This is a genomic window from Sellimonas caecigallum (assembly GCF_019754295.1).
Classification (GTDB): Bacteria; Bacillota; Clostridia; order Lachnospirales; family Lachnospiraceae; genus Sellimonas; species Sellimonas caecigallum.
In genome coordinates this window covers 84,205-106,433 of record NZ_VIRV01000003.1, presented here as the reverse complement: position 1 = coordinate 106,433, position 22,229 = coordinate 84,205, and the positions used below count along the sequence as shown (strand labels likewise).

The 22,229-nt window shown below is 45.0% G+C and carries 19 protein-coding genes and 7 tRNA genes; 23 read left to right on the top strand and 3 right to left on the bottom strand.

The window, feature by feature from the left end; translation table 11 throughout:
* The first annotated feature begins 57 nt into the window (after positions 1–57).
* The 15 genes from FLB61_RS03935 to FLB61_RS03865 all read left to right on the top strand — a co-directional run bounded on the left by FLB61_RS03935 (position 58) and on the right by FLB61_RS03865 (position 9,570).
* Complete coding sequence (locus FLB61_RS03935) at positions 58–2,178, top strand: glutamine synthetase III family protein (RefSeq protein ID WP_087201114.1); 2,121 nt, start codon at positions 58–60, stop codon at positions 2,176–2,178.
* Between the two features lie 3 nt (positions 2,179–2,181).
* Entirely contained in the window at positions 2,182–2,643 is a 462-nt protein-coding gene (locus FLB61_RS03930; protein ID WP_087201112.1) for a DUF1700 domain-containing protein, read from the top strand.
* Positions 2,644–3,089: 446 nt separating this feature from the next.
* Complete coding sequence (locus FLB61_RS03925; RefSeq protein WP_087201109.1) at positions 3,090–3,326, top strand: hypothetical protein; 237 nt, start codon at positions 3,090–3,092, stop codon at positions 3,324–3,326.
* Between the two features lie 161 nt (positions 3,327–3,487).
* Positions 3,488–4,639 (top strand): THUMP domain-containing class I SAM-dependent RNA methyltransferase, encoded by a 1,152-nt coding sequence (locus FLB61_RS03920; RefSeq protein ID WP_330620559.1) that lies wholly within the window; start codon positions 3,488–3,490, stop codon positions 4,637–4,639.
* 34 nt (positions 4,640–4,673) lie between these two features.
* Positions 4,674–5,267 (top strand): XTP/dITP diphosphatase, encoded by a 594-nt coding sequence (locus FLB61_RS03915; RefSeq protein ID WP_087201106.1) that lies wholly within the window; start codon positions 4,674–4,676, stop codon positions 5,265–5,267.
* 4 nt (positions 5,268–5,271) lie between these two features.
* A complete protein-coding gene (locus tag FLB61_RS03910; protein WP_087209711.1) occupies positions 5,272–5,769 on the top strand; it encodes a YfcE family phosphodiesterase in 498 nt (165 codons plus the stop codon).
* A gap of 91 nt (positions 5,770–5,860) precedes the next feature.
* Positions 5,861–5,935 (top strand) — tRNA-Pro (locus tag FLB61_RS03905).
* Positions 5,936–5,966: 31 nt separating this feature from the next.
* Positions 5,967–6,037: transfer RNA gene (locus FLB61_RS03900), tRNA-Gly, on the top strand.
* 28 nt (positions 6,038–6,065) lie between these two features.
* Positions 6,066–6,139 (top strand) — tRNA-Arg (locus FLB61_RS03895).
* 5 nt (positions 6,140–6,144) lie between these two features.
* Positions 6,145–6,218: transfer RNA gene (locus tag FLB61_RS03890), tRNA-His, on the top strand.
* A gap of 21 nt (positions 6,219–6,239) precedes the next feature.
* Positions 6,240–6,311: transfer RNA gene (locus FLB61_RS03885), tRNA-Gln, on the top strand.
* 18 nt (positions 6,312–6,329) lie between these two features.
* Positions 6,330–6,402, top strand: a tRNA-Lys gene (locus FLB61_RS03880).
* Positions 6,403–6,492: 90 nt separating this feature from the next.
* Positions 6,493–6,573: transfer RNA gene (locus tag FLB61_RS03875), tRNA-Leu, on the top strand.
* A 226-nt stretch (positions 6,574–6,799) separates the two neighbouring features.
* Positions 6,800–7,843 (top strand): hypothetical protein, encoded by a 1,044-nt coding sequence (locus tag FLB61_RS03870; RefSeq protein WP_204244054.1) that lies wholly within the window; start codon positions 6,800–6,802, stop codon positions 7,841–7,843.
* 311 nt (positions 7,844–8,154) lie between these two features.
* Complete coding sequence (locus FLB61_RS03865; RefSeq protein ID WP_087209708.1) at positions 8,155–9,570, top strand: APC family permease; 1,416 nt, start codon at positions 8,155–8,157, stop codon at positions 9,568–9,570.
* A 61-nt stretch (positions 9,571–9,631) separates the two neighbouring features.
* Here FLB61_RS03865 and glgD read toward each other — a convergent pair whose 3' ends face one another.
* Positions 9,632–10,747: a glucose-1-phosphate adenylyltransferase subunit GlgD gene (gene glgD, locus FLB61_RS03860; RefSeq protein WP_087201655.1), complete on the bottom strand. Its 1,116-nt coding sequence runs from the start codon at positions 10,745–10,747 to the stop codon at positions 9,632–9,634.
* A gap of 2 nt (positions 10,748–10,749) precedes the next feature.
* Positions 10,750–11,889, bottom strand: coding sequence for a glucose-1-phosphate adenylyltransferase (locus FLB61_RS03855; RefSeq protein ID WP_087201657.1), 1,140 nt, complete (start codon positions 11,887–11,889; stop codon positions 10,750–10,752).
* 255 nt (positions 11,890–12,144) lie between these two features.
* Here FLB61_RS03855 and FLB61_RS03850 point away from each other — a divergent pair, with 255 nt between their 5' ends.
* The 6 genes from FLB61_RS03850 to FLB61_RS03825 all read left to right on the top strand — a co-directional run bounded on the left by FLB61_RS03850 (position 12,145) and on the right by FLB61_RS03825 (position 19,463).
* Positions 12,145–12,750 (top strand): DedA family protein, encoded by a 606-nt coding sequence (locus FLB61_RS03850; protein ID WP_221919446.1) that lies wholly within the window; start codon positions 12,145–12,147, stop codon positions 12,748–12,750.
* 83 nt (positions 12,751–12,833) lie between these two features.
* A complete protein-coding gene (locus tag FLB61_RS03845; RefSeq protein ID WP_221919445.1) occupies positions 12,834–14,561 on the top strand; it encodes an ABC transporter ATP-binding protein in 1,728 nt (575 codons plus the stop codon).
* Positions 14,561–16,414: an ABC transporter ATP-binding protein gene (locus tag FLB61_RS03840; protein ID WP_221919444.1), complete on the top strand. Its 1,854-nt coding sequence runs from the start codon at positions 14,561–14,563 to the stop codon at positions 16,412–16,414. The genes FLB61_RS03845 and FLB61_RS03840 overlap by 1 nt, the downstream gene beginning before the upstream one ends.
* 7 nt (positions 16,415–16,421) lie before the next feature.
* Positions 16,422–16,850, top strand: coding sequence for a MarR family winged helix-turn-helix transcriptional regulator (locus tag FLB61_RS03835; protein ID WP_221919443.1), 429 nt, complete (start codon positions 16,422–16,424; stop codon positions 16,848–16,850).
* A gap of 13 nt (positions 16,851–16,863) precedes the next feature.
* On the top strand, positions 16,864–18,582 hold the full coding sequence (locus FLB61_RS03830; RefSeq protein WP_221919442.1) for a glycoside hydrolase family 2 protein: 1,719 nt from the start codon (positions 16,864–16,866) through the stop codon (positions 18,580–18,582).
* Positions 18,579–19,463 (top strand): ribokinase, encoded by an 885-nt coding sequence (locus tag FLB61_RS03825; RefSeq protein WP_221919441.1) that lies wholly within the window; start codon positions 18,579–18,581, stop codon positions 19,461–19,463. Before FLB61_RS03830 ends, FLB61_RS03825 begins: the two co-directional genes overlap by 4 nt.
* Before the next feature lie 63 nt (positions 19,464–19,526).
* On the opposite strand, the gene FLB61_RS03820 is transcribed toward FLB61_RS03825, so the two are convergent.
* Positions 19,527–20,189: a sugar O-acetyltransferase gene (locus tag FLB61_RS03820; RefSeq protein WP_246599099.1), complete on the bottom strand. Its 663-nt coding sequence runs from the start codon at positions 20,187–20,189 to the stop codon at positions 19,527–19,529.
* Positions 20,190–20,398: 209 nt separating this feature from the next.
* On the opposite strand from FLB61_RS03820, the gene FLB61_RS03815 reads away from it, so the two are divergent.
* Together FLB61_RS03815 and FLB61_RS03810 are read left to right on the top strand one after the other, a co-directional pair.
* Positions 20,399–21,373: an ABC transporter ATP-binding protein gene (locus FLB61_RS03815; RefSeq protein WP_246599098.1), complete on the top strand. Its 975-nt coding sequence runs from the start codon at positions 20,399–20,401 to the stop codon at positions 21,371–21,373.
* Positions 21,357–22,223, top strand: a complete 867-nt coding sequence (locus tag FLB61_RS03810) for an ABC transporter permease (protein ID WP_087201673.1) — start codon at positions 21,357–21,359, stop codon at positions 22,221–22,223. The genes FLB61_RS03815 and FLB61_RS03810 overlap by 17 nt, the downstream gene beginning before the upstream one ends.
* The last annotated feature ends 6 nt before the right edge of the window (positions 22,224–22,229 follow it).

Sequence of the window (22,229 nt, the reverse complement as noted above, 5' to 3'; positions counted from 1 at the left end):
TAAGGCATTCCATTCATTGGAGTGCCTTTTTGTGTATCAGAAGATGGAGGAAAAACGATGGAAGAAATCAGAACAGGTGTGAATGTGGCAGAGATTTTTGGGAAAAATGTATTTAATGATACTGTAATGCAGGAACGTCTTCCGAAGAAAATATACAAAGAGTTGAAGAGAACGATTGAAGAAGGAAAAGAGCTCGATCTTGCAACGGCAGACGTCATTGCTCACGAGATGAAAGAGTGGGCGATCGAGAAAGGAGCCACGCACTATACGCACTGGTTTCAGCCTCTTACAGGGGTCACTGCGGAGAAGCATGACTCGTTTATCTCCGCTCCGATGTCTAACGGGAAAGTGCTCATGAGTTTTTCGGGAAAGGAGCTCATCAAAGGAGAACCGGATGCGTCGTCTTTCCCATCTGGCGGACTTCGCGCCACATTTGAGGCGCGCGGATATACCGCGTGGGATCCAACATCTCCGGCATTTGTTAAAAAAGATGAAAACGGGTGTATCTTATACATTCCTACAGCATTTTGCTCCTACACAGGAGAGGCTCTCGACCAAAAAACACCGCTTCTGCGTTCCATGGAGGCCATAAACAAACAGGCTCTAAGATTTTTGCGGCTGTTTGGAAATACTACATCAAAAAGAGTAAAACCATCCGTTGGCATCGAGCAGGAGTATTTTCTTGTAGATCGTCAGAAATACCTTCAGAGAAAAGATCTTGTATTTACAGGGCGGACTTTATTTGGAGCGATGCCGCCGAAAGGGCAGGAGCTAGATGATCACTATTTCGGAAGTATCCGGGCCAGGATTGCTTCTTTTATGAAGGAAGTGAACGAAGAACTCTGGAGACTGGGAGTGACAGCAAAAACACAGCACAACGAGGTGGCTCCGGCACAGCATGAGCTTGCTCCGATTTATATGGAGTGCAATGTTGCGGTCGACCACAATCAGCTCATCATGGAGACGCTTAAAAAGGTGGCGGAGAAACAGGGACTCCACTGTCTTCTCCACGAAAAGCCATTTGCAGGAGTCAACGGATCCGGAAAACATGACAACTGGTCTCTCACAACGGATGACGGGAAAAATCTTCTGGATCCGGGAAAGACACCACATGAAAATATCCAATTTCTTTTGATGCTGTTGTGCGTCCTCAGGGCTGTGGACAAGCATTCCGCGCTTTTGAGAGAGTCTGCGGCAGATCCGGGAAATGACCATCGCCTCGGCTCCAGCGAGGCGCCTCCGGCTATCATCTCCGTTTTTCTGGGAGAACAGCTGGAAGATGTGCTGGAACAGCTTGTGAACACGGGAAATGCCACTCATAGTCTGAAGGGCGGCAAGCTCCAGACAGGGGTAAAGACACTTCCTGGACTAAACAAGGATGCCACAGACAGAAACCGGACATCTCCATTTGCCTTTACGGGAAATAAGTTTGAATTCCGTATGCTTGGCTCGAGAGATTCCGCGGCAGCGCCGAACGTGGTGCTCAATACGATCGTAGCAGAGTCTTTATGCGAGACGTGCGATATGCTGGAAAAGGCCGAAGATTTTGACAAGGCTGTTCATGATATTATCAAGGAATATGCGACGGAACACCAGAGGATCGTGTTTAACGGAAACGGCTATGCCCAGGAATGGGTAGAAGAGGCAGAAAGAAGAGGACTCCCGAATCTTTCAAGCATGGTAGATGCTATCCCTGCTCTTGTGTCTGAAGATGCCATCCGGATGTTCGAAAAGTTCCATGTATTTACAGAAGCCGAGCTTCGTTCCCGTGCGGAGATCAAGTATGAAGCCTACTCCAAGGCGGTTAACATCGAAGCACGGACAATGATCGATGTGGCAAGCAAACATATCATTCCGGCAGTAATACGGTATACAAGAATATTGGCTGAGACGGTCAATGCAGTCACACAGGCTGGTGCTCAGGCAGAAGTGCAGTTAGGGCTTTTGAACGATACAGGAAGGCTTTTAAAGGAAACGAAAGAGGCGCTTGATATTCTGATCGCCGAGACGGGCAAAGCGTCTGAGATGGGCGAAGGGGAAGAACAGGCAAGAAGATTCCGTGAGCATGTCGTTCCGGCAATGGATGCCCTCAGAAGACCGGTGGATGAGTTGGAGATGATTGTAGATAAAGAAGTATGGCCAATGCCGTCCTATGGAGATTTGATATTTGAGGTATAATGTATGAATCGAAGCGAGTTTTTGAATAGACTTCGTGAAGCGCTTGAGAATGACTTGGGCGGATCAGCAGTGCAGGAACATATCTTATACTATGACGAGTATATCAGAAACGAGATCAGAAACGGAAAGACCGAACGGGAAGTTCTTGATATGCTGGGGGATCCTTGGATCATCGCGAAGACTATTATCGCGGCGGGGGGAAATGCCGCAACGCAGGAAAATAGTTCCTGGTCCTACGATACCGGGGACGAGGAGAAAAGAAATAACAAAAGTCGTGGAGACATGATCGCTCACATACTTGGAATTGACACGTGGTGGAAAAAAATTCTTTTCTTTCTCGGAGTTATCCTTGTAATCCTTGTTATTTTTGCGGTCATCACGGGAATTGTGCGGCTGCTTTTGCCGATTGTCATCCCGTTGCTTTTTATCCTGCTTTTTATCCGGATTTTCGGAAGACGTAACTGAGAATATGATCTAAAAAACATAAAATGTGAATGTAAATGCGCGCAGCCGGACGAGGAAGCGGATACTTCCAGTTCAGTCTGCGCGCATTATAAATATTCCGGTTTCTATTATCAGCAGATTTTCTGCAAAGTCCTGTAAGGTATTTCGGGCAGAAGTCGTGGAAAAAAAGAAAAGTAAAAGACCGATGGGGGAGCCATCGGTCTTTTGAGGGGAGTATAAATAATTAATAAGGGGTGTAGAAAGTCTGCTTTCTACAAATGTTAGTATAATATAAGATGCACGAAAAAGCAAGTAAAAATATTAAAAAAACCTTAAATTGCCAAAAGAAAATCTTATTTTTGCATGTATTGCGCGAGCCCCCAATTATTGGAAGATGGAATGCGAATAAAAAAAGCCCTGTCTGACATAATAACAGTGTACCATAAATCAACAAGGAGGACATGGAAATGGCAAAGAATTATAATAATTCCAACAATATGAACAACATGAACAAAAATAAAACAGAAAGCAATGCTTACGGTGCTTCTTACTCTTCTTATGCGGATGAGCAGACAAGAAACAAGAATAAGGCATCTGAAAATGCGACAAGAAATGCGTCCAAAAATAAAACATCCAACAAATCTACAAACAAAACATCTGACTGCCATAAAAACTATAGCGACTATAACAACAGCAACTATTAATCCGATTCGGGCAAAAAATATCGGATAAAGAAAGGCTTCACTGTTTCGGGCTCCGAAAACAGTGGAGCCTTTTTGTATCTTCCTATCCGAGTTCGGGTTGACAAGTCTTCCGACAGAACGTAAGATAGAGAAAGAATGAATAGAGGAGAAGAAAGCAAAGTATGCAGATGGAATATATTGTACCGTGTCATTTTGGGCTTGAGGCAGTTTTGAAAAGAGAGATCACAGACCTGGGCTATGAGATCGCGCAGGTGGAAGACGGCAGAGTCTCATTCTACGGGGATGAGATGGCGCTCTGCAGAGCCAATATTTTTCTGAGGACAGCGGAGAGAGTACTCTTGAAGGCGGGACAGTTTGAGGCAAGGACATTTGAAGAACTGTTTCAAGGGACAAAGAATATTCCGTGGGAATTTTTTATCCCCCAAGATGGGAAGTTCTGGGTGGCAAAGGCGGCTTCGGTAAAAAGCAAGCTGTTTAGTCCGTCGGACATTCAGTCTGTCATGAAGAAAGCAATGGTAGAGCGTCTGCGGGAGAAATATCATGTCCAGTGGTTTTCGGAAAGCGGAGAGTCCTATCCTTTGCGTGTATTTTTGAAAAAAGATGTGGTAACAGTAGGAATCGATACATCCGGGGAATCGCTCCACAAGAGAGGGTATCGGCCGGCATCTGGAAAAGCGCCGATATCTGAGACACTGGCGGCTGCATTGATCATGCTTACCCCTTGGAAAAAAGACAGGATACTGGTAGACCCGTTTTGCGGAAGCGGGACATTTCCTATCGAGGCGGCAATGATGGCGGCCAACATTGCTCCGGGGATGAATCGGGAATTTACGGCTGAGAACTGGAAAAACCTGGTGGACAGGAAGTGTTGGTACGAGGCTATCAACGAGGCAAATGACCTTGTCCAGGATGATATTCAGGTCGATATCCAAGGATATGATGCGGACGCTTCTGTGATACGGATCGCGCGGAAGAATGCAGAGATGGCAGGAGTCGATCATCTCATTCATTTTCAGCAAAGAGAAGTAAAAGATTTAAGTCATCCAAAACCTTACGGTTTTATCATTACCAACCCTCCGTACGGAGAGAGATTGGAAGAAAAAGAAACATTGCCGGCCATTTACCGAGATTTTGGAGAAAGTTACCGAAAACTAAAAGAATGGTCTGCGTACATGATCACAAGTTATGATGAAGCAGAAAGGTGGTTTGGGAAAAAAGCGGATAAGAACAGAAAGATATATAACGGTATGCTGAAAACCTATTTCTACCAGTTTCTTGGCGGGAAGCCGCCGAAGAGAAAGAGACCGGAATAGAAAATATATTTGTTTGAAGAAAGAAGGAACATACATGAAGAGAATTGTATTTGCTACCGGAAATGCCGATAAGATGAAAGAAATCCGTATGATTTTGTCGGATCTCGGGATGGAGATCCTGTCCATGAAAGAAGCGGGAGTGGATCCGGATATTATGGAAGATGGGAAAACATTTGAAGAGAACGCCATGATCAAAGCGGAAACTGTTGCAAAATATTTGCCGGATGACATTATTCTGGCGGATGATTCCGGACTTGAGATCGATTATCTGAATAAAGAGCCTGGAGTATATTCTGCCCGTTATATGGGGGAAGATACTTCTTATGATATCAAAAACAAGGAACTTTTGAGACGGCTTGAAGGAGTGCCGGATGAGAAACGGACGGCAAGGTTTGTATGCGCTATCGCTGCAGTTTTTCCTAATGGGGAGAAAGAAGCAGTTCGCGCGACAATCGAAGGCTATATTGGGCATGAGATCAGAGGAGAACACGGATTTGGATACGACCCGATCTTTTTTGTTCCGGAATATGGCTGCTCTACGGCGGAACTAACCCCGGAACAGAAAAATGCCATCAGTCACAGAGGAAAAGGTCTGCGTTTGATGCGCCAGATCATGGAGGAGAAATAAGACGATGAAAAAGACAAAAATTCTTGTCGTCAGCGATACGCACAAAATGCATGCAAATTTTGAAAAGGCGTTGGAGAGGGAAAAGCCTTTCGACTATCTGTTTCATGCCGGAGATGTCGAAGGAAGAGAATTTGAGATTGAATATGGATCCGGCTGCCCGGCGTACATTGTATCAGGAAACAATGACTTCTATGGGAAAGCTCCGATGTCGGTGGAAATACAGATTGGAACCCACAAAGTTTTTATGGCTCACGGGCATCAGTTTTATGTATCCATGACTCTGGAACATCTGATCCGGGAAGCGAGGGAACGGAACGCGGATATCATTATCTTTGGACATACACATGTACCGTATCTGGAAATCGGAAGAGATATGGCTGTCATGAATCCCGGGAGTCTGACATACCCGAGACAGGAGGGCAGACTGCCGAGTTATATTATTCTGGAGATCGACGAAAATGGTAAAATTTCCGGGGAAATTAAGTATATCAAAAAAAAATAAAAAAATGAAAAAAATGAGTTGACAAAAATCATCAATTCATATATAATAACTTTTGTCGTCAGGGAAAACGAGTGCTGGCCGACAAAAGCTACGGGGTGTGGCTCAGCTTGGCTAGAGCGCCTGGTTTGGGACCAGGAGGCCGCAGGTTCGAATCCTGTCACCCCGATTCTATGAGGAAAGAATTGAATATTTGATCTGCGGGTGTAGTTCAATGGTAGAACACCAGCCTTCCAAGCTGGATACGTGGGTTCGATTCCCATCACCCGCTTTCTTAAAGCCTTTTGGCTTTAAGATATGTGTCTGTAGCTCAGCTGGATAGAGCAACGGCCTTCTAAGCCGTAGGTCCTGGGTTCGAATCCCCGCAGGCACGTTATGGTGGGTATAGCGCAGTTGGTTAGCGCGCCAGATTGTGGCTCTGGAGGCCCAGGGTTCGAATCCCTGTATCCACCCTGGACCCAATAAAGGGCTATTGGGCTATCGCCAAGCGGTAAGGCACAGGACTTTGACTCCTGCATTCGTTGGTTCGAATCCAACTAGCCCAGGTTAATTTTAATGTATATGGAGCATTAGCTCAGTCGGTAGAGCACTTGACTTTTAATCAAGTTGTCCGGGGTTCGAATCCCCGATGCTTCATTTCAGACAAGCTGTAAGCTTGTCTGATTTTTTGTCTGACCGAAGAATTCAGGCGGAGCAGCCGCAAGGTTCCTCGGCAATATATAGTAAGCGGATGTGGCGGAACTGGCAGACGCGCCAGACTTAGGATCTGGTGTCTCCGACGTGCAGGTTCGATTCCTGTCATCCGCATTTTTGAACGGAATATGAGAGATAAACATGGCGGAAAAACTTAGGCAAATCAAGGTTTTCCGCCATTTCTCTATGTAAAGGACATATTAGGGAATGAAGATGATACAATATCATACTTCTTGGAAATATGTGATTTATTTTATGCCGCGGTTTGTGGCAGAAAAAATGATATAAACGCTGCGGCGTTTATATATATGTTTGAGGTTGTTGGAAAGAGAGATGAAATATGGGTTGGAGATTCAGAAAAAGTTTTGGAATTCCTGGCACAGGTCTAAGTTATGTTGAAAGAGAAGGGAAGGAATCTGAGCAAGAGTTTGTGGGCGTTGAGTCTGAGAATTACTCTTCAGAAAGCTCTCACATATCCAATTCGGAGGGAGGAGATGATCATAATCATAAAAATCGTGGTTGCTTAATGTATTTTTTATATTTTTTACTTATTTGTGTTGCATTATTGTTCACTCCTTTTCTTTGGATACCTGGACTAATTGTGACTATATTCTTTGCAGTTAAGAAAAGTCCTGATAAACGTAAAAAGAGGAAGAGAATCCTCGTTTTTGGTATTATTACAATAATATCTTTCATAATAATGCTTGCTTTTCCATCTACTCCTGATTTACAGAAGCTGGATGTAAATTGGGAGGAAAATCAATTTGAGATTTCTGATGAGGTATATCTTGATTTAGATTACATGCCAGATAATGCCGAAATAACCTCTCTCGAAATTTCAGATAACGATATCGCATCTGTGGAATATAAAGACGGTAAAGCTTTATTAACATTTAAAAAAGAAGGAACGGCTGAGATATTTTTTATCGCGAATGACTCTGTTGAAAGCAACAAGGAAACAATAACTGTTGTTGACCCGATTGCCGAAGCAAAACGTGAAGAAGCCAAAAAAGAAGCGGAAGAAGCTCGTTTGAAAGCTGAACAGGAAGCCAAGAAAAAAGCGGAAGAAGCTCGTTTGAAAGCTGAACAGGAAGCCAAGAAAAAGGAGGAAGAAGAAGCTCGTTTGAAAGCTGAGCAGGAAGCTCAGAGAAAAGCCGAAGAAGAAGCGCAGCAACAGGCAGTCCTTCAAGCACAACAAGAAGCACAGGAAAACCAGCAATCATCTCAATCACAAGTTCAATCCGGGGGAACTGTATATTGGGTAACAAACGGCGAGGTGTATCACTCAACTGCTGATTGTCCTACACTTAGCCGTTCAAAAAATATTTATAGTGGTACTATTTCAGAAAGTGGTAAATCGCGTCCATGCAAAGTATGTCATTAATATAGAACCAGATTTGTCCGGTCTTTGGTTCGATGGAGCTGCTGGATTTAACTAGGAGGACATTTCTGAACCTTGTGGCATAACAAGAGACGTGAAAGATCAATTAGTGGGAATTTCGGACTTTTGCACAAAAGACAACTTGCCATATATTACAAGTTGTCAGTAGAAAAATTGTGCAGAAGGTAGAAATTTGCAGGTGGGTAAATTTATTTGTTGTTTCTATATAAGTATCATGTTATTCTTTGGTAGAAAAATGTTTCATGAAAATAGTTTCATGGTATGTGAAACGAGGGTTAGAAAAGGAGAAAATTATGGAACAACAACAAAAGAATGACAAGAGAATTATGTGGTACAGCCTCGCGTTCATGGCATTTGGAGGAGTTTGGGGCTTCGGAAATGTCATCAACGGATTCTCTGAATATGGCGGCCTGAAATCTATTTTTGCATGGATTATTGTCTTTGCGATTTACTTCGTGCCGTATGCACTGATGGTAGGGGAACTGGGCTCAGCGTTTAAAAATGCGAGCGGAGGAGTAAGTTCCTGGATTTCAAAGACAGTAGGACCTAGAATGGCTTATTATGCGGGTTGGACGTACTGGGTCGTACATATGCCGTATATTTCACAGAAACCGAATTCTGCAGTAATTGCTACGAGCTGGGTGCTGTTTCAGGACAGCAGAGCCAGTGAGATGAATACGACGGTCATGCAGATCATCTGTCTGGCGATCTTCCTTTTTGCTTTATTCCTTGCATCAAAAGGGGTTTCTATGCTGAAGAAGATTTCAACACTGGCAGGTACAACGATGTTTATCATGTCCATCCTTTACATCGTCCTGATGGTAGCTGCACCGGCTATTACCAATGCGCCGCTCCTGGATATTGAGTGGTCACTTGATACGTTTATGCCGACCTTTGACGTGAAGTTCTTTACGAGCTTTTCTATCTTGGTATTTGCAGTAGGCGGATGTGAAAAATTCTCCCCTTATGTAAATAAGATGAACAATCCTGCAAAGGATTTCTCAAAAGGAATGATTTCCCTTGCAATCATGGTTTCCGTGTGTGCGATCTTGGGAACCATTTCCATGGGAATGATGTTTGATTCCAACAACATACCGGATGACCTGATGACAAATGGTGCTTACTATGCATTCCAGATGCTTGGCGATTACTACAATGTAGGAAATCTCTTTGTTATCCTGTACGCCATTACTCAGTTTTTGGGACAGTTTTCAGTTATGGTTATTTCTATCGACGCGCCGCTATGTATGCTGCTCGGAAATTCCGACGAGAATTACATCCCGAAATCTCTGTTCAAACAGAATAAATACGGCGCTTACACAAATGGACACAAACTTGTTGCAGTTATCGTAAGCATTCTGATCATTATCCCTGCTTTTGGTATTGAGGATGTGGATGCGCTTGTCAGATGGCTCGTGAAGTTGAATTCCGTATGTATGCCGCTTCGGTATTTGTGGGTGTTTGCCGCGTACATTGCGCTCAAGAAAGCCGGAGACAAGTTTACAGCAGAATACAGATTTGTTAAAAATAAAAAGGTTGGTATCTTCTTTGGAGGATGGTGTTTCCTCTTTACGGCGCTTGCGTGTCTGGGAGGAATCTACTCAGAAGATCCATTCCAGCTTGCACTTAATATTTTAACACCGTTTGTCCTTCTTGGACTTGGTCTTATCATGCCGGCCATCGCACGGAAAAGCAGAAATAGGGCATAGAACAGCTTTAATATAAAAGACAGAGACTTTAGCGTCTCTGTCTTTTGTATTGCATGATTTTTTAAATTGTGTCGTGACGGCGGATATATCCAGGTTTTTCCGGGGATGCGACTACCTCGGAAGTATGCACGATCTTTGCGTATTTATCTATTACAAAGTTTTCAACATGAACATCTTTGTCGATGGATGTACCTGGAAGAAGGATAGAGTTTTTAACTACAGCATCCTTTTTGATGACACATCCGCGTCCGATTACAGAATTTTCCACCGTACCTTCGATAAGACACCCGTTAGAAACGTAGGAGTTCTTTACATTGGCTGTCTCAAAATACTGTGTCGGGCAAGAATCATTTGTTCTTGTATAAATTGGCCAGTCGCTGTTAAAGAGTCCCATAGCTGTTTTCAGATTCAGAAGAGAAAGGTTGGCGTCGAAATAACTCTTAAAGTCAGTGATGGCTGCAAAGTAACCATGGTGTGCAACACCGCGGATATCAAGCTCCTCGCATTCGTAGTTGACGACCTGGGAGAGGGTGTATGTGGAAGAAAGCTTCCGTGCCTTCTTGATCAGATCCAGGAAAAGATCCTTGGACATGATGTATGTATCCATGAAGATGTTGCGGTTTTTTGCGCTTCCCTTATTGTGTTCGATGGAAAGGACCCCTTTTTGTTTATTCAGGTTTAGAATATCACAGTTGAGAAATTCTTCCTTTGCATTGTCAACGCTATGATAAAGCATCGTAATGTCGGCGCCGGACTCAATATGAGTCTGAAGAAGAGTGCTGAAATCGGCTGAGTACACCATATAGCTTGGAGCGATCACTACGTATGGGTATGTAGCTTCCTCGATATAATCAAGGTTTTCCACATATGCGGAAATATCTGTGTTATAGATATTGTTTTCTGCATTCGTCTCAGAGAAAAGAGGAATCAGTTTTCCGCGCTTGGAGTTGATATTGTAGTGACGGCCGGTACCGAGGTGTTCGATCAGAGAGCGCGGTTTCCGGCGGATATACACCTGGATTTGGTCAATTCCGCTGTTGCTCATATTGGAGATAGGGAAATCGATAACCCGGTATCTTCCAAGAAAAGAAAATGCTCCGATCGGACGATACTCGTGGAGTCCGTCTACGGTAATATGATTTCCGGCAAAATTTATAATACCAAATGCTTTGCTCATAATTATTCAGCCCCCTTTACATTTTTGGCAACCAACTCGATATGTTCGCTGTCTGCACTTCCAACGACAGCTCCTTTTCCAATCTTCACATTGTCGGAGACGAGAGCTCGTGTTACAGTAGCGCCTTCTGCGACTTCAGCGCCCGGCATGATGACGCTGTCGATGACTTTAGCGCCTTCCGCGATCTTGGCACCTGTAAATAAAACAGAATTCTTTACTTCGCCTTCGATGATGCAGCCCTGTGTGACAAAGGCGCGATTGACCGTTGCCTGAGGTCCTACATAGTGAGCCAAAGCAGTTACGTCTTCTGTGTAGATCTTCCATGTAGGGTCGTTGAGATCAAGTTCATTGTTTTTGTCAAGAAGATCCATATTTGCTTCCCACAGAGAATCAATCGTTCCTACATCTTTCCAGTATCCTTTGAATTTGTAGGCAAAAAGATTTTTACCATCATTCAGAAGCTGTGGAATGATGTCTTTTCCGAAATCGTGGTTGGAATTTTCATCTTTTGCATCGGCGATGAGCATCTTGCGCAGGAGCTTCCAGTTGAAGATATAGATACCCATCGAAGCCAGATTGCTCTTTGGTTCAGCCGGTTTTTCCTCGAATTCCACGATACGTCCGGTTTCGTCTGTGTTCATGATACCAAAACGGCTTGCTTCTTTGATCGGTACTTCGATAACTGCGATCGTAGCATCGGCTTTGCATTCATTGTGATAAGCAAGCATTTTTGCGTAGTTCATTTTGTAAATATGGTCTCCGGAGAGAATAAGGATATATTCCGGAGAAAAAGAATCGACGAAGTCAATATTCTGCGTGATGGCATCAGCAGTCCCGCGGTATACGTCCAGGTTAGCATCCGCTTTTTCACGAGGCGGAAGTACATATACACCACTGTCCTTCGCATCCAGACCCCAGCGGCGTCCGGCGGCAACATAGCTGTTCAGAAGGATGGATTCGTACTGAGTCAGAACACCGACATTGTCAATACCGCTGTTTGCACAGTTGCTCAAAGGAAAATCAATGATGCGGTATTTGCCTCCATATGAAACGGCTGGTTTTGCGACTTTGGTTGTAAGGTCATGAAGACGTGTTCCCCTTCCGCCAGCCAAGATCATTGCCAACATATTGTTTTGTTTCATGATGTGCCCTCCCTTTTCTTTTGCTATGCAAGTATTATACAATTTTGTTGTGATTCTTTCCATATTTTTGTGCAAATAAATGAAAAAAAACAGTTAAAAATAAGTTAAGAATAATAGAATTGACAAAAGCATGGGAAACTGATACATTATCTGTGATTTGAGACATACAATGGAATGAGACAAAAGCCTTGCTGTGCCAGGAAATCTTTTTTGGCACGTACGTGCGGATGTCACACAGAGAAATGGAGAGTGTCGATGGAAGCTTACGTAATCGAACTGTTGGAGAAATTCAGTTATGGGGGAATGCTTTTTCTGATCATGTTGGAAAATGTGTTTCCGCCTATCCCTTCGGAAGTGATTTTAACATTTGGCGGTTTTATGCTTGCCCATACAAAACTCAGCATGCCGGGAATGTTTTTGGCGTCGGTAACCGGTTCTGTGATCGGGGCGGCAGTTCTTTATTTTATAGGAAGCAAGATACCGATTGACAAGCTGGATCATGTACTGGCCAACAAGTGGGTCCGGAAGCTTGGATTCAAAGAAGGGGATATAAAGAAAACGCTTGGCTGGTTTGACCGGCATGAAAATCTGGCTGTGCTGCTGTGCAGGTTTGTGCCTGTAGTTCGGAGCCTGATTTCGATACCAGCGGGTATGGCAAGGATGCCCTTTGTACGTTTTCTCGGATATACAGCCCTTGGAAGTGGAATATGGAATATGATATTCCTGACAGTGGGGAAAAAAGCAGGGGATAATTGGCATGAGATCACGGAAATTTTTGATCGGTATTCCAATATGATCCTTGCCGTGGCAGCAGTGATCCTGGTCATTTATTTCCTGTATAAAAAGAAAAAAACAGAATAAAATTTCATGGAAAATCCGGATTGACATCCTGAATTATTGAGCATACAATGATTGCAGATACAACTATTGTGTGGAGGTGTGGAATGTTAAGAAGGATTTTTTCTTATATGCATCAGTATAAGATATATGCGGTTCTGGCAGTATTCTGTGTCGCTGCGGAATCGATCTTTGAACTGATTGTTCCAGTTATCATGGCGGATCTGATAGATGTGGGTGTGGCAGGTCAGGACAGACAGTACATCTATGCAAAAGGCATACAGATGGGAGTCTGTGCGATTCTTGCCCTGATACTTGGGGTAGGAAGCGCACGCTTCTCTGCCTTGGCAGGACAGGGCCTCGGCGCGGAACTTCGCAAAGCAGAGTATGAAAGGCTGCAGGCATATTCGTTTTCGAATATTGACCATTTTCGGGTGTCTTCTATCGTCACAAGACTTACGAGTGATGTGACCAATATCCAGAACTCAGTATCTACGGGACTTCGCCCGTTCTGCAGGGGGCCGGTTATGCTTGTTTCTGCCACAGTGGTTGCCTTTACGATGAATGCACGGCTTGCTCTTGTGTTTCTCGTGGCGCTCCCGACGCTTGCTGTTCTTTTGTTCCTGATTGTAAAAAATGTACGTCCGCTCTACAGTAAGATGCAGAATGCCATTGATCTGGTCAACCGGATCATCCAGGAAAATCTCACAGCGATCCGAGTTGTCAAGGCGTATGTGAGAGGCGATTATGAGACGGCCAAATTCGAGGAAGTCAACCTGAATCTAAAATCGCAGTCGGAAAAAGCATTCCGTCTGGCAGCTCTCAATATGCCCGCCATGCAGATCGTCATGTACGGGACGATCCTTGGACTGATCTGGTTTGGCGGCCGCATGATTCAGAATGGGGAGATGCAGGTCGGAGAACTGACTGGTTTTTTGAGTTATGTCATGCAGATATTGAACTCTCTCATGATGATCTCCAATGTCTTTCTGATGATGACAAGATCTATGGCCTCTGGAAGCCGAATTCTGGAGATTATAGATGAAAAGATCGACATCACGGATCAGGATGCGAAAGATTTGGAAGTAAAAAAAGGATCCATAGAGTTTGACCATGTGTCATTCAAATATAAAAAAGACGCAGAGGAGGAAGTACTAACTGACATTACCTTGAACATTCCGGCCGGAAGCACATTTGGAATAGTCGGGCAGACTGGCTCGGCCAAGACAACACTTGTGCAGCTGATTCCTCGCCTATACGATGTGACAAAAGGAGAGATTCGCATTGATGGGATTCCAGTAAAAAACTATCCGCTGGAACATCTGAGAGATGCGATAGCGGTCGTACTGCAAAAAAATACGCTTTTCTCAGGAAGTATGATCGACAATCTCCGGTGGGGGAAAGAAGACGCTTCGATGGAAGAAATCCGGGAAGCGTGCCGCATCTCCTGTGCAGATGAATTTATAGACAGGCTGTCAGATGGATATGATACGGAAATGGGGCAGGGAGGTGTCAATGTCTCCGGTGGACAAAAGCAGCGTCTGTGTATCGCACGGGCGATACTGAAAGAACCTAAGGTGCTGATTCTGGATGATTCCACAAGCGCCGTAGACACGGCGACAGAGGCCAAGATCCGGGAAATGCTGGCTTCCCGTCTGCCAGATATGACAAAAATCATTATTGCGCAGCGTATCTCATCGGTACGGCACGCGGATCAGATCCTGATTTTAGACGACGGCAAGATCGCGGATATCGGCACCCATGAGGAGCTTTTGCGCAGAAGTCCGATCTATCAGGAAATCTACGAGTCCCAAAAGGAAGGAGCGCAGTTATAATGGCGAGATATATTGGATATAAAAGACCAAAAGATATAGGAAGAACCCTTCGTTATCTCATACGCTATCTGGGAGGACATAAGTGGATGTTCCTTTTTGTGGCTGTGCTTGTCCTGATCAGTACAGGGGCCAACATCATGGGGACATACCTCTTGAAGCCGGTTATCAACCGTTTCATCCTGCCTGGAGATGTAACGGGGCTTCTCAAAGCTGTGACAGGCATGGGATTGTTGTATTTCGTGGGTGCATTTGCAACGTTCGGGTATAATCAACTCATGGTAAAAACAGCTCAGAAAGTGATAAAAGAGATTCGGCAGGACCTTTTCGCTCATGTGCAGAAGCTGCCACTTAAGTATTTTGATGCCCATACCCACGGGGAACTGATGAGCAGATTTACAAACGATGTAGATACCGTTCAGGAAGCAATGAACAATAGTTTTGCCATGCTGATCCAGAGTTTTCTGATGCTGACAGGAACGATCACGATGATGCTCGTCTTAAGTGTCAGACTTACCCTTATCGTTGTCGTATTCCTTTTGTTGATGGCCGCTTTTATCAAATTCAATGGCTCCCATAGCCGGAAATATTTTCAGCGGCAGCAGGAAGAGATCGGAAAGATCAACGGTTTTGTGGAAGAGATGGCGGCAGGACAGAAGGTAGAAAAAGTGTTTAACCATGAAAAAGTGGATTTTGAAAGATTCTGTGAAATGAATGAGGCCCTTCGAAAGGAATCCACGAACGCCCTGACTTTTGCCGGAATGATGGTTCCGACGATCGTGAGTCTGTCCTATGTCAATTACGCGGTTTCCGCTTGTGTGGGAGGACTCTTTACATTGTCAGGGATGCTGGATATCGGAAGTCTTGCTTCTTACCTTGTGTATGTGAGGCAGAGTGCTATGCCGATGAACCAGTTTACCCAGCAGGTAAATTTCCTTCTGGCGGCTCTGTCCGGAGCAGAACGGATCTTTGACATGATGGATGAAGAACCGGAGATCGACGAGGGGGATATCACACTCTGCAATGTGGAAAACAGAGACGGAAAATGGGTGGAATGTGAACAGAAGACCGGGAATTATGCATGGCGGGAAGTGAAAGACGGACGCGCTGTACTGACACTTCTAAAAGGGGATGTGAGGTTTCACGATGTGGAATTTTCATATGTACGGGGCAAAAAGATTTTAAACGGGATTTCTCTCTATGCGAAACCGGGGCAGAAGATTGCGTTCGTCGGATCCACTGGTGCTGGAAAAACGACAATCGTGAATCTGGTCAACCGTTTTTATGAGATCGATGCCGGAACGATCACGTACGATGGGATTGATATTCGCAGAATCCGGAAAGACGATCTGAGACGTTCTATGGCCATGGTCATCCAGGATACCCACCTCTTTACAGGAACCATCGCCGAGAATATTCGATACGGAAAGCCGGATGCCACGGAGGAGGATATCCGTGAGGCAGCCAGGGTCGCCAACGCAGATTCCTTTATCCGCAGGCTGCCGCAGGGATACGATACGATGATTTACGGAGATGGAAGCAATCTTTCCCAGGGACAAAGGCAGCTTTTGGCTATTGCGCGGGCGGCTGTCGTCAAACCGCCGGTTCTCGTGCTGGATGAGGCGACAAGTTCCATTGATACAAGGACGGAACGGCTGATCGAGAAAGGAATGGACGCCATCATGGAAGGAAGAACAGTGTTTGTCATCGCGCATCGTCTGTCCACGGTACGCAATTCCAAAGCCATTATGGTACTGGAAAAAGGCGAAGTCATCGAGCGGGGAGACCATGATGAATTGCTGCAACAAAAGGGAAGATATTATCAGCTCTATACAGGGCAGTTTGAACTGGAGTAAGAGAAAGATGGAAAAGAACAAGATCAGAGAGATCATGCTGCGAATCGATATGGAAAGAAGAGAGATCTTAAAACCACAGTTTTTGAAGATCGGGCTTACGATCGGGCAGGGACAGCCGCGGATTTTAAATTATCTTAAAAAATATGGCGCCATGACACAGAGAGAGCTGGCCGATTTGTGCTGCATCGATGTGACAACTATCTCAAGAACACTGGATAAAATGGAAGAGAAGGGGCTTTTGGAAAGAAGAAAAGATCCATCCTGCAGGCGGTCTCATCAGATTGTCCTGGCTGAGGAAGGGCTAAGAAGGGCGTCGCAGGTACAGGATATCTTTCAGGATATCGATGAACAGATATGGAAAGGATTTTCAGAAGAAGAGATGGAAACATTGTATGAGGGACTTGTTAAGATGGAAGAAAATCTCAAAAAAGTGTAAAGGAGAACGAGCCATGAAACAGCTTTATACAAGGTGGGGGAGGGACGTGGATCCGGAGCATGTCCTGGAAGAATATCCTCGTCCGCTCATGAAGAGAGAAAAATTTATGAATCTGAATGGCTGGTGGGATTACCGGATCACGAGAAGTCGTTCCATGGAACGTCCAGGTGTATATGACGGAAAGATACTCGTGCCGTTTTCCCCGGAAAGTGCGCTGTCTGGTGTGAAGCGCCAGGTAAAGCCAGGAGAGACACTCTGGTACAGAAGGAGTTTTCAGCATCCAGCAGCCAGCGGACGAGATCGCATCCTCCTCCATTTCGGCGCTGTCGATCAGATGTGTATCGTGTATGTTAACCAGAAAAGGGCTGGCAGCCACAAAGGAGGCTATCTGCCGTTTGATCTGGATATCACACGCTTTTTGAAAGAAGGAGAAAATGAGCTGTGTGTACAGGTTCGGGATGTCTCAGACACTTCCTATCATGCCAGAGGAAAGCAGAAACTGAAGCGGGGCGGGATGTTCTACACAGCCCAGAGTGGTATCTGGCAGACGGTCTGGATGGAAACAGTCCCGGAAGATTATATTCGGGAACTTCGATGCAGGCCGGATTACGATAAAAAAGAAGTAGAGATAACCGTCTTATCGGATGCAAAGATGGATGTCGCAGTTGATCTGGAAGGAAAACTCTTTGCTGGAATGACGAATATTCCCATCCGTATTCCGCTTGAGAGAATGGAAAGCTGGACACCGGAACATCCGTATCTCTATCTCTATACAGTAGTGGCAGGAAAAGATCGGGTGGAAAGCTATTTTGCCATGCGATGTTTTACAGTGGAAAAAGACAGACGGGGGATCCCGCGTCTGTGTCTGAACCACAGACCATATTTCCAGAAAGGGATCCTGGATCAAGGCTACTGGCCGGATGGCCTTTACACGGCGCCTTCCGATGAAGCCATGATCTTTGATATCACGGCAATGAAAGAAGAAGGGTACTGTATGATCCGCAAACATTGTAAGATCGAACCGCAGAGATGGTATTATCACTGCGACCGTCTTGGCATGATCGTATGGCAGGATATGGTAAATGGAGGGAGTGCGTATCATCACTGGTTTGTGACGTATGCAGCCACAGTGTTTGGACTTCTCCATATCCGTGTCACAGACCGGATGAAGATGTGGCTGTCGAGGAAAAGCCCGGAAGGAAGAAAGGAATTCGAAAAGGAGATCAAAAGTACCATAAAAGTGCTGTATAATCATCCATCGATTGCTGTGTGGACTCTTTTTAACGAAGGATGGGGCCAGTTCGATACGGCACGGTTGGAACAAAAAATGAGGGCGCTGGATCCTACGAGACTGATCGATGCGGCCAGCGGATGGTTTGATCAGGGAACCGGAGATTTCCAGAGTACTCACAATTATTTTTTCCGTCTTGGTGTAAAACCGGAAAAAGAAAGGGCATGCATTCTTTCAGAATTCGGGGGATTTTCCATGAGAGTAAAAGGTCACTGCAGCACGATGCAGATGTATGGCTATCGGATCTTTGCTGACAAAAAGAAGTTTCGACGGGCGTACAGAAACATCTGGCAGGAAGTGGCGGAACTTGAGAAGGACGGTCTTTGTGCAGCTGTCTATACGCAGCTGAGTGATGTGGAGGACGAAGTAAACGGCATCCTTACCTATGACCGCGAAGTACGAAAGACAAGATTACAGAAAAGAAAGGAACAAATAAGATGAAAGTGATAAATTTTGGCTCGCTGAATCTGGACTATGTCTATCATGTGGCACATATTGTGGCGCCAGGGGAGACGCAGGATACCGCAGACCGGACGATCTTCTGCGGGGGGAAAGGCCTGAACCAGTCCATCGCCCTGGCCAAGGCGGGGGTGGAGGTATACCATGCAGGGATGGTCGGGGAAGGAGGAGAAGCCCTGATCTCCATGTGCGAGAAAGAAAAAGTCGGAATTCACTACATCTGGAAGATACCAGGACCGTGTGGTCACAAGATTATCCAGGTAGATGAAAATGGGCAGAACAGCATTCTCCTATACGGGGGAGCAAACCAGAAGTTTACAAAGAACTATGTGGATGAAGTGCTGGCCGATTTCAGCGAAAACGATGTCGTATTGGTACAAAATGAGATCAATCTGGTGGATTATATTATAGAAGCAGCGTCAAAGAAAAGGATGAAGATCATTTTCAATTTATCTCCTTACAATCAAAATCTGGAGAAATGCGATCTGGCAAAAGTTTCTCTTTTTCTGCTCAATGAAGTGGAAGCGGAACAGATGACAGGGAGAAGCGATGTTGAGGGGATGCTTCAGGAGCTGAAATATCGTTTTCCGGCTGCAGAAGTCGTGCTCACACTTGGAGAAGAAGGCTGCATTTATCAGGATGCCTCCCGGACGTTCCACCAGGAGAGCTTCCACGTCCCTGTCAAAGATACGACAGCTGCGGGAGATACGTTCACAGGTTATTTTATCGCAGCGAAAGTATTTGGGCTGGATGTGAGAGAAGGACTCATCATCGCATCCAAGGCGGCAGCCATAGCGGTCATGAGGGAAGGAGCAGCTTCGTCCATTCCCGAAAAAGCGGAAGTGCTGGATATGGAATTGTAAGAATAAAAAACCAGGGGACCGGATAACGGATTCCCTGGTTTTTGGGTATAAAGTGCGATTTCATTACAAGCCGGTATCGTACACATTCGAAATATCCGGAATGTCCAGATCGATCTTCCGGCTGCGGAAGTAATATTCCCGGTCGTGTTCGCCGATCTCTCTCATGACATGGCATGGATTTCCGACAGCTACCACGTTGGAAGGGATATCTTTTGTGACAATGCTTCCGGCGCCGATGACGGTGTTGTCTCCGATGGTCACTCCAGGGAGGATCACACTTCCTGCGCCGATCCATACATTTTTTCCGATGTGCACGTCGATATTGTACTGCATTTCCAGGTAGCGCAGTGTAGGCTGGATCGGATGTCCGGCTGTAGCGATTGTCACATTTGGGCCGATCATCGTCTTATCTCCCACATAGATATGTCCGTCATCGACGAGGGTAAGATTGAAATTTGCGTACACATTGTTGCCAAAATGGACATGATGGCCGCCGAAATTTGCGTGGAGAGGCGGCTCGATATAGCATCCTTCCCCAATCTCGGCAAACATATCTTTCAGAAGCGTCTGCCGCAGTTCCAGATCGTGGGGACGTGTCTGATTGAAGTCATAGAGCTTTTCCAGACAGTCAAATTGCTTTTTTAAAATCTCTGGATCGTAGGGAATGTAAAGTCTCCCTTCAGCCATTCTTTTTGCCGCATCGGCAGAATCCATCTCGTATTTCATATTTTGTCATCCTTTCTGAATAGCAGTTATATTGTAAAGACTATCATAATATAACCGGAATGAAGAAGCAAGATGAAGGGAAGGAAAAATGGTCGAGCGGTTTCTTTTTTTTAACACATTTTATGCACAGAATATACACATTTTGCTGGTAATGTAGTCCGTAGACTTGAGCAGGGGTTCCCTGCGCAAAGATATATGAGAAAGACTGTATGGGAGGGACAAAAACATTGATCGAAGTAAAAAATCTGGTTAAAAAGTATGGAAATCATACAGCGGTTGACCATCTGAGTTTTCAGATCGAAAAAGGCCATATTTATGGACTGCTGGGGCCTAATGGCGCTGGAAAATCTACTACAATGAATATTATGACGGGGTATCTCGGCGCAACGGAAGGCGAAGTTCGGATCAACGGACACGATATTTTGAAAGAGCCGGAAGAGGCAAAAAAGGCAGTTGGCTATCTGCCGGAGATACCTCCTCTTTATGTGGATATGACGGTAAAAGAGTACCTGATGTTTGCGGCGGAACTTAAGAAAGTAAAGAAGCAGGACAGAAAAGATGAAGTCAATAAAGTCATGAAACTTGTGCGGATCTACGATGTAAAAGACCGTCTCATTAAAAACCTTTCCAAAGGGTATAAACAGAGAGTGGGGCTTGCGCAGGCAGTACTTGGTTTCCCGGAGACGATCATCCTGGATGAGCCGACAGTAGGGCTGGATCCGAAACAGATCATTGAGATCCGGGAACTGATCCGGGAACTTGCAAAAGAGCATACGGTCATCCTAAGTTCTCATATATTGGCGGAAGTGAGGGAAGTATGCGATCACATTATGATCATATCCAAGGGAAAACTTGTGGCAAGCGATACACCGGAAAATATGGAAAAACAGATGGCCGGACGTGAAGCTTTGGAGATTGAGACGAGACTTTTGCCAGAACGGACAGAGGAGATTTTGTCCAAAGTGGCGGGAATCACGAATGTGACCTATCCAAAGTCAGAGCCAGGCATCACGAGAGCCCTCATAGAAGCTGAGCCGGGTCTGGATGTGAGAGAAGAGATTTTCCGCGCATTTGCAAGGGAGGACAGTGCGCTTCTTACAATGTATCAGCAGAAGAAGACGCTGGAAGATATCTTCCTTGAACTGACACAGGAAGGGGGGACAGCATATGCTGGCAATTTATAAAAGAGAATTTAAATCCTATTTTTACTCTATGACTGGAAGTATTTTTATCGCGTTTTTAGCTGTCATCACAGGGATATATTTTATGGCATACAATCTGCACAGCGGATATCCGTATTTTTCCTATTCATTGAGCGGAGTCATGTTTGTGCTTCTGATCGCCGTCCCGGTGCTCACAATGCGGAGTTTTTCTGAAGAACGAAAAAATAAGACGGATCAGCTCCTTTTGACTTCCCCGGTCAGCGTAGGGAAGGTGGTGGCAGGAAAATACCTTGCCATGGTCACAATATTTCTCATCCCATGCATTATTTTCTGTGCGTACCCGCTGATCATCAAAACACAGGGAAAAGCATATTTTCTTGCGGATTATACGGCCATTTTTGTCTTTTTCCTCATGGGGTGCGTTTACATCGCCATTGGAAGTTTTCTCTCAGCGCTGACGGAAAGCCAGATCATTGCAGCCATCAGCACGTTTGGCGTCCTGATGATCCTTTATCTTTGGGAGGGGCTAATGAGCTTTCTGCCGTCCAATGCCATCGGAGGAATGGCTGGAATCTGGATCATTATGACACTTTGTGTCATGTTTGTTTATCATATGACAAGAAATATCGTGCTGAGCAGCGGTATCGAGGCAGCCGGCAGTATTGTGCTCCTTGTCATTTATTTCGTAAAATCTTCAGTGTACGAGGGGATTTTGGAAAAAATACTGGGAAACTTTGCTCTCACAAACGTGTTTACCAACGTTTCCGATAATAATCTGCTGGATGTAAAAGGAATTGTCTTTTATCTGACTTTGATCGGGGTATTCTTGTTCCTGACTGTACAGACCATTCAGAAAAGAAGATTTAGTTAGGAGGGA

Coding starts and splice junctions, on each gene's coding strand:
- FLB61_RS03810 (WP_087201673.1), top strand. CDS start 21,357: ATGCTGGCAATTTATAAAAGAGAATTTAAATCCTATTTTTACTCTATG.
- FLB61_RS03915 (WP_087201106.1), top strand. CDS start 4,674: ATGAAGAGAATTGTATTTGCTACCGGAAATGCCGATAAGATGAAAGAA.
- FLB61_RS03865 (WP_087209708.1), top strand. CDS start 8,155: ATGGAACAACAACAAAAGAATGACAAGAGAATTATGTGGTACAGCCTC.
- FLB61_RS03850 (WP_221919446.1), top strand. CDS start 12,145: ATGGAAGCTTACGTAATCGAACTGTTGGAGAAATTCAGTTATGGGGGA.
- FLB61_RS03925 (WP_087201109.1), top strand. CDS start 3,090: ATGGCAAAGAATTATAATAATTCCAACAATATGAACAACATGAACAAA.
- glgD (WP_087201655.1), bottom strand. CDS start 10,747: ATGAGCAAAGCATTTGGTATTATAAATTTTGCCGGAAATCATATTACC.
- FLB61_RS03825 (WP_221919441.1), top strand. CDS start 18,579: ATGAAAGTGATAAATTTTGGCTCGCTGAATCTGGACTATGTCTATCAT.
- FLB61_RS03835 (WP_221919443.1), top strand. CDS start 16,422: ATGGAAAAGAACAAGATCAGAGAGATCATGCTGCGAATCGATATGGAA.
- FLB61_RS03845 (WP_221919445.1), top strand. CDS start 12,834: ATGTTAAGAAGGATTTTTTCTTATATGCATCAGTATAAGATATATGCG.
- FLB61_RS03935 (WP_087201114.1), top strand. CDS start 58: ATGGAAGAAATCAGAACAGGTGTGAATGTGGCAGAGATTTTTGGGAAA.
- FLB61_RS03820 (WP_246599099.1), bottom strand. CDS start 20,189: ATGAAATACGAGATGGATTCTGCCGATGCGGCAAAAAGAATGGCTGAA.
- FLB61_RS03855 (WP_087201657.1), bottom strand. CDS start 11,889: ATGAAACAAAACAATATGTTGGCAATGATCTTGGCTGGCGGAAGGGGA.
- FLB61_RS03920 (WP_330620559.1), top strand. CDS start 3,488: ATGCAGATGGAATATATTGTACCGTGTCATTTTGGGCTTGAGGCAGTT.
- FLB61_RS03870 (WP_204244054.1), top strand. CDS start 6,800: ATGGGTTGGAGATTCAGAAAAAGTTTTGGAATTCCTGGCACAGGTCTA.
- FLB61_RS03815 (WP_246599098.1), top strand. CDS start 20,399: ATGGGAGGGACAAAAACATTGATCGAAGTAAAAAATCTGGTTAAAAAG.
- FLB61_RS03930 (WP_087201112.1), top strand. CDS start 2,182: ATGAATCGAAGCGAGTTTTTGAATAGACTTCGTGAAGCGCTTGAGAAT.
- FLB61_RS03910 (WP_087209711.1), top strand. CDS start 5,272: ATGAAAAAGACAAAAATTCTTGTCGTCAGCGATACGCACAAAATGCAT.
- FLB61_RS03840 (WP_221919444.1), top strand. CDS start 14,561: ATGGCGAGATATATTGGATATAAAAGACCAAAAGATATAGGAAGAACC.
- FLB61_RS03830 (WP_221919442.1), top strand. CDS start 16,864: ATGAAACAGCTTTATACAAGGTGGGGGAGGGACGTGGATCCGGAGCAT.